The 13574-nt window shown below is 39.6% G+C and carries 16 protein-coding genes; 7 read left to right on the top strand and 9 right to left on the bottom strand.

The features are described 5' to 3' along the window. Nucleotides 1-286 precede the first annotated feature (286 nt). On the bottom strand, nucleotides 287-1540 hold the full coding sequence (locus tag CWB75_RS08540; protein WP_138570409.1) for a multifunctional CCA addition/repair protein: 1254 nt from the start codon (nucleotides 1538-1540) through the stop codon (nucleotides 287-289). 135 nt (nucleotides 1541-1675) lie between these two features. Here CWB75_RS08540 and CWB75_RS08535 point away from each other — a divergent pair, with 135 nt between their 5' ends. Beyond that, on the top strand, nucleotides 1676-1894 hold the full coding sequence (locus CWB75_RS08535) for a hypothetical protein (protein WP_036981490.1): 219 nt from the start codon (nucleotides 1676-1678) through the stop codon (nucleotides 1892-1894). A gap of 5 nt (nucleotides 1895-1899) precedes the next feature. Here the strand turns inward: CWB75_RS08535 and CWB75_RS08530 are convergent, their stop codons facing one another. Genes CWB75_RS08530 through CWB75_RS08510 form a run of 5 tightly spaced genes read right to left on the bottom strand, consistent with a single transcriptional unit; the run spans nucleotide 1900 to nucleotide 6949 of the window. Further along, a complete protein-coding gene (locus CWB75_RS08530; RefSeq protein WP_138570408.1) occupies nucleotides 1900-3051 on the bottom strand; it encodes a murein transglycosylase domain-containing protein in 1152 nt (383 codons plus the stop codon). Between the two features lie 35 nt (nucleotides 3052-3086). After that, nucleotides 3087-3587 (bottom strand): DUF1543 domain-containing protein, encoded by a 501-nt coding sequence (locus tag CWB75_RS08525; RefSeq protein WP_010387662.1) that lies wholly within the window; start codon nucleotides 3585-3587, stop codon nucleotides 3087-3089. 20 nt (nucleotides 3588-3607) lie between these two features. Then, nucleotides 3608-4957, bottom strand: coding sequence for a sigma 54-interacting transcriptional regulator (locus CWB75_RS08520; protein ID WP_054201833.1), 1350 nt, complete (start codon nucleotides 4955-4957; stop codon nucleotides 3608-3610). Nucleotides 4958-4959: 2 nt separating this feature from the next. Beyond that, a complete protein-coding gene (locus tag CWB75_RS08515) occupies nucleotides 4960-5493 on the bottom strand; it encodes a hypothetical protein (RefSeq protein WP_138570407.1) in 534 nt (177 codons plus the stop codon). Between the two features lies 1 nt (nucleotide 5494). Further along, entirely contained in the window at nucleotides 5495-6949 is a 1455-nt protein-coding gene (locus tag CWB75_RS08510; protein ID WP_138570406.1) for a HAMP domain-containing sensor histidine kinase, read from the bottom strand. 304 nt (nucleotides 6950-7253) lie between these two features. On the opposite strand from CWB75_RS08510, the gene CWB75_RS08505 reads away from it, so the two are divergent. The 5 genes from CWB75_RS08505 to CWB75_RS08485 all read left to right on the top strand — a co-directional run bounded on the left by CWB75_RS08505 (nucleotide 7254) and on the right by CWB75_RS08485 (nucleotide 10256). Next, a complete protein-coding gene (locus CWB75_RS08505) occupies nucleotides 7254-7487 on the top strand; it encodes an EF-hand domain-containing protein (RefSeq protein ID WP_055012984.1) in 234 nt (77 codons plus the stop codon). A gap of 12 nt (nucleotides 7488-7499) precedes the next feature. Further along, nucleotides 7500-7727 carry an EF-hand domain-containing protein gene (locus tag CWB75_RS08500; protein WP_008111149.1) on the top strand — a complete coding sequence of 76 codons (228 nt, stop codon included), beginning with the start codon at nucleotides 7500-7502 and terminating at the stop codon, nucleotides 7725-7727. 155 nt (nucleotides 7728-7882) lie between these two features. Continuing rightward, nucleotides 7883-8119 carry an EF-hand domain-containing protein gene (locus CWB75_RS08495; RefSeq protein ID WP_010387655.1) on the top strand — a complete coding sequence of 79 codons (237 nt, stop codon included), beginning with the start codon at nucleotides 7883-7885 and terminating at the stop codon, nucleotides 8117-8119. Between the two features lie 8 nt (nucleotides 8120-8127). Then, nucleotides 8128-8364 (top strand): EF-hand domain-containing protein, encoded by a 237-nt coding sequence (locus CWB75_RS08490; protein WP_109874189.1) that lies wholly within the window; start codon nucleotides 8128-8130, stop codon nucleotides 8362-8364. Between the two features lie 203 nt (nucleotides 8365-8567). Then, complete coding sequence (locus CWB75_RS08485; protein WP_138570405.1) at nucleotides 8568-10256, top strand: amidohydrolase; 1689 nt, start codon at nucleotides 8568-8570, stop codon at nucleotides 10254-10256. Between the two features lie 25 nt (nucleotides 10257-10281). Here CWB75_RS08485 and CWB75_RS08480 read toward each other — a convergent pair whose 3' ends face one another. Beyond that, nucleotides 10282-10518, bottom strand: coding sequence for a YgjV family protein (locus CWB75_RS08480; RefSeq protein WP_010387650.1), 237 nt, complete (start codon nucleotides 10516-10518; stop codon nucleotides 10282-10284). A gap of 278 nt (nucleotides 10519-10796) precedes the next feature. Here CWB75_RS08480 and CWB75_RS08475 point away from each other — a divergent pair, with 278 nt between their 5' ends. After that, entirely contained in the window at nucleotides 10797-11453 is a 657-nt protein-coding gene (locus tag CWB75_RS08475) for a Crp/Fnr family transcriptional regulator (RefSeq protein ID WP_008111159.1), read from the top strand. Nucleotides 11454-11502: 49 nt separating this feature from the next. Here the strand turns inward: CWB75_RS08475 and CWB75_RS08470 are convergent, their stop codons facing one another. Both CWB75_RS08470 and pepB read right to left on the bottom strand, forming a co-directional pair. Beyond that, the gene (locus CWB75_RS08470; protein WP_010387648.1) at nucleotides 11503-12069 is read right to left on the bottom strand and encodes a phosphoribosyltransferase; all 567 of its coding nucleotides are present in this window, start codon (nucleotides 12067-12069) and stop codon (nucleotides 11503-11505) included. 175 nt (nucleotides 12070-12244) lie between these two features. After that, on the bottom strand, nucleotides 12245-13543 hold the full coding sequence (gene pepB, locus CWB75_RS08465) for an aminopeptidase PepB (protein ID WP_131691598.1): 1299 nt from the start codon (nucleotides 13541-13543) through the stop codon (nucleotides 12245-12247). Nucleotides 13544-13574: the final 31 nt, after the last annotated feature.

Here is a 13574-nt window from a genome sequence, read left to right as displayed (position 1 = left end):
AGGCGTCTAAGTAAAACCGAGCAAAGCTTCCGCGTCCTGCTCACGCCCCTTACCTACATCCATGTAGGCAACAAAGAGTAAATCGCTCCTAGGCAGAACCCGAAGGGCAGCGCCTGTTTGGCATTGATGCTACGTTACCGCCTATTTATGGGGAATAACCACACTACATAGGCGCTGCCTTGCCTAAATACCAAACAGGCTGCTGCAAATTCAACCTTGAAAGGTCAACAGACCCTAGTTATAGCAAGGACGTTTAAAAATGACTTAATGCAATATTATAATCAGTTTAAGTGACCTTGAGAGTGTTAGTGTTTAAAAACGCTTTAATGCAGTCTATTTCTGCCTGCTTAACCGTTTCGCCTATTTCGGGGCCTTTTTTGCCGCTTTTAAGCGCGTCTTGCACTATCTGTTTTTTATCCATTTTTTGTAGTTCGTTGTGAATAGCACGTAATTTAGCGGCTTGTGGATAGGGCTTATCCACCAACGTTTCGCCTCGTCCTTGTGCATCACACTGGCACGCTTGAGTAAAAGCAATAAAACGCTCTGGATGCACTAGCGCATTTAAATTAGTGACGATTAATTTATGAATAGTTTGCGGTCTTAACTGTTCAAGTGTGTGGCAAAGGGTATGGTTATCACTGGTGAGCACGCCTATATCACGAAAGCGATTAGGCACTTTTAAACGTTCACAAAAGGCCTCAACTACAACAACCCCTTCACGTTCATGGCCGCGTAAATTACCGCGTTTTTTATAGCTTAGTGCTTTGCCAAAATCATGAGTTAAAGCGGCAAAGCGCGTTTCTAGGTTAAAGCCTAAATCGGCTGCTCGTCTAAGCACTAGCATAGTATGGACAAACACATCGCCCTCGGGATGATGATTTGCCGGCTGCGGGGTGTTTTTCATCTGTTCTATTTCAGGAAAAATACCTAATCCATCTAATGCTTGAAAATAAAGCTCAGGGTGTTTTTCGCCAAGCGCTTTTTCTGTTTCAAGCCAAACTCGCTCAGGCACTAAATGTTCCAGCTCGCCTTTATTTTTAAGCTCATGCATTAATGCAGTAGTACTTGGATGAATAGACCAGTCACTACCATAACGGGCTAAAAAGCGAGCAATACGTAATACCCGAACAGGGTCTTCTACAAATGCGTGGGTGGTGTGGCGCAGTATTTTATTTTTTAAATCATCTTGACCATTAAAAGGGTCAATAATAGTGCCGTTTTCGTCTAATGCCATAGAGTTAATGGTTAAATCTCGGCGTGCTAAATCTTCTTCAAGAGTTACGTTTGGGCTGGCATCCACCACAAAGCCGGTATAACCTTTACCACTTTTACGCTCAGTGCGCCCTAGTGCATATTCTTCTTTAGTGTTTGGGTGTAAGTAAACCGGAAAATCGCTGCCAATGGGTAAAAATCCGAGCGCTTCCATTGTCTCTGGCGTTTCACCAATAACAACATAGTCATTATCTTTTGATTGTATGTTTAGCAGTTTATCTCGCACTGCTCCACCTACTAGGTAAACTTGCTTTAAACTCTGTTGCACTTTATTCCCAACCACTACTTTTAAGCTTTTCTTTGATGTTAATCATACCTAATAGTCATTAAAAAATCTGTGTTGTTTGCCAAGCTTTATTAAGCTCATTACAATAGCGCATTATTTTTTAATACCTAACAGCGAATGAAAAACCACTCAGCAAAAAAAGAACTTATGTTACTGCCCATCCTTTTGGTGGTTATTATTATGTGTGTTGCAGGGCATTTCTTGCTGCAGGCTAATTTTCAAGACAGCCATTTGGTTGAGTATTTGTTAGCTGCAATCCCATTTGCTATGTTTGGCTTAGTAATAGTAGCCTTTAAAATGGCAGCCAAAAGTGAACAACAAGAAAATGATGAGTAAATAAGTTACTGATAGTTTTTTTCTGCTTTAGTGACTTTGTATAAATAGCGTCTTGATTCTGCACGTGAGTGCTTAGTGGTGAGAATATTATAAAACTGGCTTGCAGTAAGCTGATTTATTTGTGAAAACGCCACACTTCTATTTTTATTAAATATGCGCAGTACATTACCCGCCCCGCCGTTATAAGACGAGATCATGGCAAAGTGCTTACTTTTGTCGGTACTAATTTTGTTTAAGTAGTTATTTTTTAAAATACTTAAATAGGCGCTGCCAATATCAATATTATATTTTGGATTAAACAAAACAGCTTTGGTTGGTTGCCCGGATACTTTTTTTATTTTTTGGTATACATCGCGCCCTGCGGTAGCCGGGATCACTTGCATTAATCCATAGGCATTGGATGAACTCACCGCATGTGGATTAAAGCTACTTTCGGTTTCAATAATGGCATAAATAAGTGCTGCCGATATTTGATATTTTTTTGCAGCCGCAAGCACATAATCACTGTATTTTTGTTTTCTTAAATGGGTATTTTGCTCGACTAAATCAAAACTAACCGACGAAATAACGTGCCCATATTGACGTTGCTTTTTTAAGTTATTATTTACTAAATAACGCGCAAATCGATTAGCACGCCAGCTATATTTTATGGGTAACTTATCTTGATCGAGCACTTGTTGGTATAAAAACGGCTCACCTTCTAAAATGGGCGCTTCGCTGGTAAAAATATCGGTTTTATCGGGATCGCTAGAGGTCAGTAAGGTCATAACAATGGCCTGCTGTAACAAGCTTATTGTATTTTTTAACGCGATGGTTTCTACTTTTACAGTGCCTTGCTCAAAATCAATAATGGCACGAGCTTGGTAATCATTACTGTATTTTACGTATTTTTTGGCACTAGGTTGCTGAGTGTTTTGTTTACCCCACTTGCGCCCAACAACGCTTTCTAATGCGGCTAAAAGCTGTTTTACGCTACCAACCTGTGCCTTAATAGAACGGTGTGTTTTTTGTGCTTGCTTGTGAATTGCAACCACGTCAGTAGGATCGTTTTTTACTTGCTTTACCAGTTTATTTAAATCAACAACGGGCGGTAAACCTGACAGTGATTTACAGCCACTTAAGCCAACTAGCAAAAGTATAAACGCATACTTTTTCACACAACATCCTAATAAACTTAATAAATCCTCATTTATTATAATACATGATAACCAAACCAGTCAGGTTTAATTGTTTGTGCTTGACCACTTGGGGTTAGTTTAATATTAAGCTGGCTATCGAGTAAATCTATAGCAAAGCAATCATCAACGTCATGTAAATCATCTTTATGTAGATGGCTAAGCCCTGCGAGTAAATCATTTTTAGCGCGCTGTTTTGCTTCTTCACTACTGCTGGCAACATACAAAGCAAAGTCGTGTTGCTCTGCTAGTGAGTCGCTTCTGTAAGCACCTAAGTTAACAAAATAAAGCTGCTTATTTTGCTCTACATAACTATCAACTACCTCGACTTTATAACCATCAATGTGATTAACCGCCATGTAGCTATCCATGTGTACGCTATTTTTGTCGCCTACCCACTGACTTTTAAGCTTGCTATAAGTTTGCTCAATGTTTTGACCTACCACAAAACGTACGTCGTGCATTTCTATGTGGCAACCTTGAATACGCCCACCTAAATACACCATAAATAACTGCATGCTCACTTCCTTTTTTAAAATTACATTAAGCTATCTACGTCAATTTCATGCTTTTTAATCAGCTTATAAAAATCAGAACGATTACGCTTGGCAAGCTTTGCACCTTCGGCCACATTACCCCCTGCCATTTTCAGGGTATTGATAACGTAATCTCGCTCAAACTCTTTTTTAGCGTCGTTAAGCGAAAGTGGCTCAACGTTATTTTCATTGCTATTTAACGCACTAAGCACTAAATGCTCAGATATAACGTCACTTGGTGTTAAGGCAACCACCTGCTCCACTACATTTTGTAATTGACGAATATTACCTGGCCAATCATACCTTACCAATGCATGCATGGCATCGTTTGCAAAACGTTTTTCTTTTTGTTCCATACGTTTTGCAATATTGGCGCTAAAAAAGTTGGCTAATAAGCTAATATCTTCACGGCGTTCTCGCAGCGGAGGTAGTTTGAGATTTACTACGTTTAAGCGATAATATAAATCTTCTCTAAACTCTTGATTGCTAATAGCTTCAGGTAGGTTTTTATGGGTCGCTGAAACAATTCGCACATTAATGGGGATTTCTTCTTGAAAACCGACTGGGCGAATGGTTTTTTCTTGCAGCACGCGTAATAACTTAACTTGTAAATTTAGCGGCATATCACCAATTTCATCTAGAAATAAGGTCCCCCCTTGCGCTTGCTGAAACAGGCCTTGGTGATCTTTTACCGCCCCTGTGAATGCGCCTTTTTTGTGACCAAATAACTCCGATTCTAATAACTCACCAGGGACTGCACCACAGTTAATAGCCACAAATGGGCCATCACTAACATGGCTGTGCTGATGAATTGCCTGTGCAAGCAGCTCCTTACCCGTACCACTAGCACCAGAAATAAGTACATTTACCTGAGTAGGACCTAGTAATTTAACTTGCTCTAGCAAATGCAGCATAGCGCCACTGCGAGTAACAATATTGCTTTGCGGAGTAATATCATCATTATTCACCCCATGTATTTCTATGGCTTTAGCTAAGCTATCGAATAGCTCATCTTTATCAACTGGCTTAGTAATAAAGGCAAAAATACCTTGCTTAGTCGCCTCTACCGCATCAGGAATTGAACCATGAGCCGTCATCATAATTACAGGTAGTGCTGGGTAGCGGCTTTGCAATTGTCGGTGCAGTGCCATTCCATCCATTTCATCCATTCTTAAATCGGTGATCACCGCATCAAATACTTGGCTTTTAAGTATTTGTAATGCATTCATGCCACTATCACAGGTTGTTACTTCATAACCTTTTGATTGAATTCGAATTGCCAGTAACTGCAGTAAGCTGGCATCGTCATCAACGAGTAACACTTTAGCGCTTGATGGAAGTGTGACTGACATAGTTACTGCTCCTTGGTTTCTTCACGTAATAAAAGTTGCTGTTCAATTGCAGCTAATGACGATAAGGTTTTTTGCATTTCAGCGTTTAATGCTTGCTGTTGTTTTTTTGCATTTATTTGCATTAATACCTGCTGCTTTTGCAGCCATAAATAGTGTTTTATATCGTCTGGCCAATAGTAAGCCTGATCCAGCTTAAGCAATTGACTCATAACAGTATCAGGGTCGCGACTAAGGTTGACGCATGCGGTATTAAAAAATGCCTTAAGTGCTTGCTCCCCTAAGTAAGTTTTATTGTCAGGCGTTAATTTAAAGCCACCACACTGATGGGCATGCCATGCAATAACTTGCGCTGCGGGCGGATACATAAGATCTAGTTTTGGCCGCGGCTTTGGATTGGGCTGGTTGCTTTTATTATCGGGCTGAGTTTGAGCTATTAGCTTAGGTTTAGCTGGTGTTTGAGTGTTGGTTAATTCACACCCAGATAAAAAAACGAGACTGCTGGTTAGCCATAAAATAGCCATTAAACGCGCAGACATATTATTTAACTCCTTTATTTTTATAGGGGATGACAATGTTAAATCGACAGCCTTGCGGCTCATTATGCTCAATAGTTAACTTACCCTGTAACTGTTCAACCGACTCTTTTACTATGGTAAGGCCTAAACCACTGCCTTGAAGACTAATCTCTTTACTGTGTTTACCTTGATAAAAAGCGCCAAAAACATATTCTTTTTCATGCTCTTTAATACCGCAGCCCTCATCAGCAACCTGTATAATTAAGCTATTGCTTTCTAAACTTAAGCTAATCGACACTGCTTGGTTTGACTGTGAAAACTTTAAACCATTAGAGATTAACTGAATTAAAATCATTTCAATTAATTCTCTCGGTAAATTAAGTGCAACTGTCGGTAAGCTATTGTGCCAAATAAGCGACTGCTCTCGTGCATTTAACCTATGTTCAAAATGATTACTTACCTTTTTTATTAGCTGGTTAAATTCCACTTCACTAACATTATCTTTACTGGTTCGAATCGCGTTATAACTTAACAAACTGTCTATCATAGTGCGTAATCGCACCATAGATTGACTAATTAACTCAAGCACTGCTTTTTGCTCATTATTAATTGGCCCAACAATTTCATCGGCTAATAACTCAGTGCCCTCAACCATAGAGGCCAAAGGCGTTTTTAATTCGTGAGTAACATGGCGTAAAAACGTATCTTTTTGCTGCTCTAGCATATGCAATTGCGCCTGCACCCACTGCAACTTGTTACCTAGTTCAATGAGTTCAGCTGATCCCTGCACTGATATTTTTTGCTGCCAATCTCCTTGGCCTAATTTATCAATAACGGAGGTTAAACCTTTTAAACGGCCACTTATCCGCCATAAAAACCCACCGCCAACAAGTAAGGTTAAAGGCGTAAGTGCCACTAACCAGTTTATAAAGGAGGCTTGTAAATTTGTCAGTTTAATTTGGTTTTGAGTGATTTTAGCTTCATTGGTTTCGCGCAACCACATTGTTAGATCTGCCAGTATTTCACTAATTGGCACAAACAACTCTGCTTGCTCACGAGCTTCAACCACCAGTTTGGTATGCGCTGCTTTTAGCGTATCTGTTAACCGTTGCCATTGTTGAGTACTTTGCTGGCTGCTAGAAAGCCGTTTAAGCTCATTTATATTGTCCAGCGATGACTGCCATTTATCCACGATAAGTTTATCGAGTGAATCGCTTTTTAAAACCCAGTTTTGCCTTGTTGCCCTTTCTAAACTATTGAGCTCTTGTTTAAGTGCATTAAACGACTTGGTTACTTGGTAGTTATTACTGACAATTTGCTGTGTGACCGCTAATTGTTTATTCAATACATTTAAAAATACAATAACCACAATAGACAAAGGCAAGAGTGACAACAGCATGCTCATTACAAACTGGCCAATCAAATTAGGACGCCAGTTTACCAATGCTTTATATTTTTCAGCCATGATTGCAGGCATACACTAATCCTTTACTACTTTTAAGCGCTCTATTATTAAGCGCTCAACTTATACACTCGCTGAACCAAATACATTTTTGAGAGCAAAAACGTTGCAATGTCGCATAATTGCGACAAGTTAAACACTTGATTTAAAAATAGTAAAAAATTCTAACTAAGAAAATGTTGCATAAAACACACAACCGTCGGTAAATATTACTCATTAAAAACAAGTTAAAAAATTAAACCATTGATTTTTAATAAAAATTAAAGCTGGCACTATAATTGTAATACGCTTATAAATATTAATTTTTAAAGGCCAAGGAATGACTAAAGGTTATTTAAAATCTACTGCCTTAATAGCGTTATGTTTAACGAGTAGCCATATATTTGCGCTTGATGTGAATACAGCATTTTACAGCCTAGATAAAGACAGCAACGGTACATTAAGCGAAGCAGAGGCAGGCGAAGATGCATTACTGCATGAGAATTTTGCACAAATAGACAAGAATGAAGACGGACAACTATCGTTCGATGAATTTAAACAGTTTGTAAAATAAAGGAGTATATTTATGAAACAATTAATTGGTGCTTTTTCGCTACTATTTTTAGCTATTAGCGCGACGGCATTGGCATCGTCGTTAAATGTACGTTTTATGCATTTAGATAAAAATATGGACGGCCAAATATCGCTCACTGAGGCCAAACAAGATAAGCAGCTGCTTAAGCAGTTTACTGATTTAGACAAAGACAATAACGAGATGATTTCTAAAAAAGAGTTCGAAAACTTTAAACCTTAAGTTTAGATTCAAGTTAAGTTTTATATTATAGAGTTAAAAGCATTTGCCATAATCCCTGAGGGAGTGTGTAAACGGATTTAATGTTGGGAGTTAAATTATGGCAAGTGCTTTCTTTCAATACTGCAGCAATTAAAATACACCTTGGAACGCCAACTATGAGAATACTGCTTCCCTTTATTGGTGCTTTACTTTTTATCAGCCAAAGTGCATTCGCACTTGATGTAAAGCAACGCTTTGACCATTTGGACAAAAATAATGATGGATATTTAACCCACAGCGAGCTTGCTGCTCAGCCTCAGCTATTAAACTCATTTTCAAATTGGGATGAAAATCAAGACAACAGAATTTCTTTAACTGAGTTTAAAAACTACTTAACCACTAACCTGTACTGAGCATTTATATGAAGCCTTTTCATAATATTATTTTACTAACACTGACTGTATTTAGCTGTATGAGTTTTGCAACAAGCAGTTATATTGCCGAAAAGTTTGAAAAACTTGACCGCAACCAAGATGGCTTTTTGACTCGTTCTGAAGCTGCCAGTGATCCTGCTTTATGGTCACGTTTTGGCAGTTATGACCGTGACAAAGACGCACAATTATCATTAAGTGAATACACCTTGTACGCCAGTAAATAAATAGCCTCCTCAAATAAAGCTTGGTTAACAATATCAAGCTTTAGAAAGTTAAACCCCCATTGTTAACACATCCTATTTCATCCTTAACTTGTTGCTTGATTTAGCTAAAGGCTGACTTATACGACGCTTAATAAATTATGCTATTGGTATTCTAAATTTGAGTTTGCTACTGTGATAGTACAAATAATAACAATGTGCGTCTTATGCAACTGATAAAACTAATAAAACCGATATTGCTAGCAAGCCTTTGTGCCGTCACTAGCGTGGCAATAGCACAAACTCAAGTCATTTATAATGCTAATGGCTACTCACCTTTGTATAAAGGAAAAATGCGCCATGGCGAAGTAAACACGTTTACGACCTTGGTCATAAAAGATGGCAAAGTAGTTAAGACAGGTCCAGACAGCTTGAAAAATAGCTTTCCGGGTGCAACCCTAATTGACGCGAAAGGCAAAACCCTACTCCCAGGGCTCATTGATGCGCATGGACACGTCATCGGGCTAGGTAATAATTTGTCGCAACTTGATGTGCGCGGTGCAAAGTCGGTAGATGAAGTAACCGCTAAACTCAAGGAATTTGCCAAAGATAAAAAAGGTTGGATCATTGGTCGAGGCTGGAACCAAGAGCTATGGTCAAATACTCGCTTTCCTACGGCCGCTGACTTAGACAAAGTCGTTAACGATCGCCCTGTTATTTTATCGCGAGTAGATGGTCACGCCATTTGGGTTAACTCAAAAGCATTAGAACTTGCCAATATTAACGCTGATACATCAGCCCCAGCTGGCGGAGAAATTATAAAAGATGAGTTTGGTAAGCCCACCGGCATTTTTATTGATAAAGCAGAAACCTTGGTTACTCAACATATGCCTGCAACGTCTGCACAATCGGTCAGTAATGCATTAGATGCCGCAGGTAAACACTTACTAAGCCTAGGCATTACCTCAACTCATGATGCAGGTATTGATAAAACCACATGGCAAGTTTACAAACAACGCGCCGAGTTAGGTACATTACCGCTTAGAATTGTAGCAATGTTAAGTGCAGCAAGCCCAGATTTAAACATGATGCTTAAAGCCGGTCGTTATCAAGATTCACAAGATTTTTTATCTATCCGCAGTGTAAAAATTTATGCTGATGGCGCATTAGGGTCACGTGGTGCTGCGCTTATTGAAGAATACGCTGATAGAGCCAACCATTTTGGCCTTATGCTTGAAACCCAACAAAAGCTAGAGCAATTATTTACCCTGACTTTTAAAAATGGTTTTAGCGCTAACACGCATGCAATTGGCGATAGAGCAAATAAAATTGTGCTAGATGCCTATCAAAATGTATTTAAACAAACCGGTGGCATACTACTGCGCAATCGTATGGAGCATGCACAAATAGTCTCGCCAGAGGATATCCCGCGCTTTAAAACCCTGAAAATAATTCCATCTATGCAACCTGTGCATGCCACATCAGACATGCATATGGCTGAGCAGCGTTTAACCGACAAACAACTACAAGGCGCTTATGCTTGGCAAACATTTTTAAACCAAGGTTCAACGATTGCGGCGGGATCTGATTACCCTGTCGAACTAGCGAACCCATTTGATGGTTTATATTCTGCGATAACGCGCATGGATCATAATCAGCTGCCTGAAAACGGTTGGCGCGCCAGTGAGGTATTGAGCAGAGAAGATGCATTACGTGCGTTTACCCTTGGCGGCGCGTATGCAGCGCATCAAGAGTTTAAAGTAGGTAGTTTAGAGCAAGGTAAATGGGCTGACTTTATACTGGTTGATCAAGACTACTTTAAAGTGCCTATTAAGCAGCTTTATAAAACTCAGGTATTGCAAACGTGGATAGCAGGTAAATTACGTTACCAAAAAGATTCAGCAAAGCCTGAGTAAAAACAAAAAAGGGTTAACTTAAAAGTTAACCCTTTTTTGTATCAGCCCTAGACTGACGATATAACTTAATAATGTGATATATATTGACCAGAGCTAACAAGCCATTAGTAAATGCCACCGGTACAGAACCGATTGCTGTACCGTAAAAAGTAAACGCAATACAGCCCAATAAATTAAACCAACGCAGTTTGGTTACATCGGTCATGGTCAAAGAAATAACTAGTAAAACGGATGCTAAATAACCTAAATATTCCCAACTCAATTGTTCTCTCCCAGGCTTTAGGTTAATATTACTAGCTAAATTTTAGTACATTATTAAAAACTGCTGCTTAGCAGTTTAAATAAAAAAGCTAACTTACCAATAAAACCTTAAAATATACTGGTTTTACCCACAATTTTTTAATCATTACACGGTAGAATGAAGGTCATTTAACGCCATTAAATAAATAACGGCGTGGGTAAGTTAGCGTAAATTCTTAATCTTAATGCTATCGTCATTAAGGTGTAATAAATAGGACATTTGTCCGAAGAGCATGATTGATGTTTCAATACCATTTTTCCAGTTACCTTGTTGAACAGCTGCTGACATTTGCCGGCAGTAGTTATCAGCAATCAAAAAAAGAAATATTAATACAGCAAGACCAACCACTCACTAAGTTGGTATTGGTGCGAAGTGGTACTGTATCGTTTAGTTACGATGTAGGAAATGGCCGACGCCTGCTACTTGGCCAGCTCGACTGTAACAACACCTTGATTGGCGAAATTGAAGCACTCAATAATAACCCGTGTATTTACACAGTAACTTGCTTCAGTGATGTTACGTACAATCTTATTGAGCTAAAACATTGGCGCTCATTATTGCTCGATAAACCAGAACTGAGCTTATACACGGCGCAAACTATTGCAGCTAAGTTTCAAGAAAATCAAAAAATTAACTTAGATAAACTGTTACTTCCCTTAAGCTACAACATTGCTAAAGACTGTTTATTGCGTGCGGAGAATAACAACCCCACTTTATTGCGTGCTTATCCTACGGTAAATGCCGAAGCAGAGCGCTTTGCAACTACTGAGCGTGCATATCGTCGGGTAGTGAGTGAGTTAGTAGAAAAAAACCTAGTGCAACGAAGCACACAAGGGCTGCAAGCTGTCGATATTCCTAAACTCAGTGACTATGTAGATAGCTTTGCACAGCTTTAAAGACAATAAAAAAGGCCATTAAGGCCTTTTTTATTGTGCAAAATCACGTTTATTTTTCAAGTAAAATATCGTGGATTTTAGCTAGATCAGATTTGCCTTCAATAATTTCATCCGGCGTTAACCCTGATAATTCATGCGGGAATACTAACCATTCTTCAGACTCATGAATGTAGTAATCTGGCACTGTATCTACTTTTGAGTTTTTTGGCTTGTAGTATGGACAAGCAATACGAATATCACTCGGTAAGTTTAAGCGCATTAGTTCAGAAAGCTTCTCTTTTAGCGCCACAATACTTCGACCTGAGTCAAACACATCATCCACAATCAATAATGAATCACCCGCATTCGCGTTTTCAACAATGTAATGTAAACCATGCACTTTGATTTCTTTTGATTGCTTGCCAATACCGTAATAAGACGACGTACGCACCGCAATATGATCGGTCTCTATGCCTTTGTAGTCATAATATTCTTGAACTGCGATCCCGATTGGAGCACCACCGCGCCATATACCAATAATAAAATCTGGACGAAAGCCATCTTTATACACTTGTGCCGCTACGCGGAATGAATCTTCAAGTAATTGTTGAGCCGTGATATAGCACTTTTCTGACATAGTAAGGATCCCAGTGGTATGTATAATATTTGAGCGAGGTTTAAATAAAATAGATGCTCAAACACGTATTGGCGAAGGATTTTACCGTAAATAAAACAAAATTGCTTGTATGGCGGATAAAAAAATAGGCACCTTAAGGTACCTATTTTTTAATTAATTGCTTAATCTGAATTGATTAGGCCTTTTCAAGCAAGGTGCGCGCTACTGTACGCATACCTTGGGTAGTTGCACCTGAAGCCCACTGACTAGTGCCACCACCCATATTAAATGCAGCCGCTAAATCAATGTGTACCCAACCTTTGCCATCGTTTGGCACAAAGCGAGATAAGAAACCTGCTGCATTTGAAGCACCACCATAACCACCGCCTTTTTGTGCACGGCTGTTTGCTGTATCTGCATACGGTGATGGGCAGTTTTGTTGATGCCACTTTTCAAGCGGTAATGGCCAAGCGGCTTCCATTTCTTGTGATGCAAAGTCTTCTACTTCACGCACTAGCTCTTTATCAAGGGCAAATAACGCGTTGTATTCTTGACCAACGGCAACAAGGGCTGCGCCAGTTAATGTTGCTGCGTCAATAATAAGTGGTGCACCTGTCTCACCTGCCGCCATTAGGCCATCAGCTAATACTAAACGACCTTCAGCATCCGTGTTTACAATTTCAACGGTTGTGCCATTTTTGTAGGTAAGAATGTCACCTAGTTTGTATGCATGGCCGGAAATTAAGTTCTCAGCACAACATAAAAACAGCTTAATACGCTTTTCTACACCACGGTTAATGGCCAATGCTAAACCTGCGGTAACTGTTGCCGCTCCGCCCATGTCGCATTTCATGCCTAACATGCCTTCGCTAGACTTAATTGAGTAACCACCTGAGTCAAACGTAATACCTTTACCTACAAGTGCAGCGCTTACTGGTGCGTTATCATCGCCAGTTGGATTGTAATCAAGCTCAAGTAACACTGGTGGGCGTTCACTACCACGACCTACAGCATGAATACCAATCCATTGCTGCTCTAATAGCGCATCGCCTTTTATTATTTGGTAGCTAACATGTTCTGGTGCCAGTGATTGAATAAATTCAGCCGCTTTTTCTGCTAGGCTCTCTGGGTAAATGTCATCGGCGGTGCCGTTAACCATTTCACGTGCCCACGTTGCTGAAGCTTTTAAATCAGCAAGTTCTTTTAAATCAGATTGTGCATTATCAACAAACTCAACACCGTGCAGTACTTTTGGTGATACAAATCCTTGGTAAAATGCCCATTGGCTCTCTGTACACCAAACATCGCCTTCAAGCACAACACTTTTAATGCCTTGGCTGGCAATAGTACGACCTGCTTTTTGCACGTTTTTTAATGTTTCTTGCTCAGATAAATGAACCGTTGCGCCGTGTTCGTTAAAAGATAGTGACGCACTTTCGCCCCAGTGTCCTGGTGCCGATTGCTCGCTTAATTGAACAACAAATTTTTCACTCATGTTAGAATATCCTTGCACTTAAATGTGTGGT

Origin of the sequence: Pseudoalteromonas sp. S1608 (assembly GCF_005887265.1) — a bacterium.
In the GTDB taxonomy this organism is placed as follows: domain Bacteria; phylum Pseudomonadota; class Gammaproteobacteria; order Enterobacterales; family Alteromonadaceae; genus Pseudoalteromonas; species Pseudoalteromonas undina.
This window is presented reverse-complemented; position numbering and strand designations above follow the sequence as displayed.

Excerpts from the sequence above, each read along its gene's own strand:
- CWB75_RS08525 (WP_010387662.1), bottom strand. The coding sequence starts at position 3,587 with ATGCAGTTATTTATGGTGTATTTAGGTGGGCGTATTCAAGGTTGCCAC.
- pepB (WP_131691598.1), bottom strand. The coding sequence starts at position 13,543 with ATGAGTGAAAAATTTGTTGTTCAATTAAGCGAGCAATCGGCACCAGGA.
- CWB75_RS08495 (WP_010387655.1), top strand. The coding sequence starts at position 7,883 with ATGAGAATACTGCTTCCCTTTATTGGTGCTTTACTTTTTATCAGCCAA.
- CWB75_RS08490 (WP_109874189.1), top strand. The coding sequence starts at position 8,128 with ATGAAGCCTTTTCATAATATTATTTTACTAACACTGACTGTATTTAGC.
- CWB75_RS08485 (WP_138570405.1), top strand. The coding sequence starts at position 8,568 with ATGCAACTGATAAAACTAATAAAACCGATATTGCTAGCAAGCCTTTGT.
- CWB75_RS08505 (WP_055012984.1), top strand. The coding sequence starts at position 7,254 with ATGACTAAAGGTTATTTAAAATCTACTGCCTTAATAGCGTTATGTTTA.
- CWB75_RS08470 (WP_010387648.1), bottom strand. The coding sequence starts at position 12,069 with ATGTCAGAAAAGTGCTATATCACGGCTCAACAATTACTTGAAGATTCA.
- CWB75_RS08475 (WP_008111159.1), top strand. The coding sequence starts at position 10,797 with ATGTTTCAATACCATTTTTCCAGTTACCTTGTTGAACAGCTGCTGACA.
- CWB75_RS08510 (WP_138570406.1), bottom strand. The coding sequence starts at position 6,949 with ATGCCTGCAATCATGGCTGAAAAATATAAAGCATTGGTAAACTGGCGT.
- CWB75_RS08535 (WP_036981490.1), top strand. The coding sequence starts at position 1,676 with ATGAAAAACCACTCAGCAAAAAAAGAACTTATGTTACTGCCCATCCTT.
- CWB75_RS08500 (WP_008111149.1), top strand. The coding sequence starts at position 7,500 with ATGAAACAATTAATTGGTGCTTTTTCGCTACTATTTTTAGCTATTAGC.
- CWB75_RS08515 (WP_138570407.1), bottom strand. The coding sequence starts at position 5,493 with ATGTCTGCGCGTTTAATGGCTATTTTATGGCTAACCAGCAGTCTCGTT.
- CWB75_RS08520 (WP_054201833.1), bottom strand. The coding sequence starts at position 4,957 with ATGTCAGTCACACTTCCATCAAGCGCTAAAGTGTTACTCGTTGATGAC.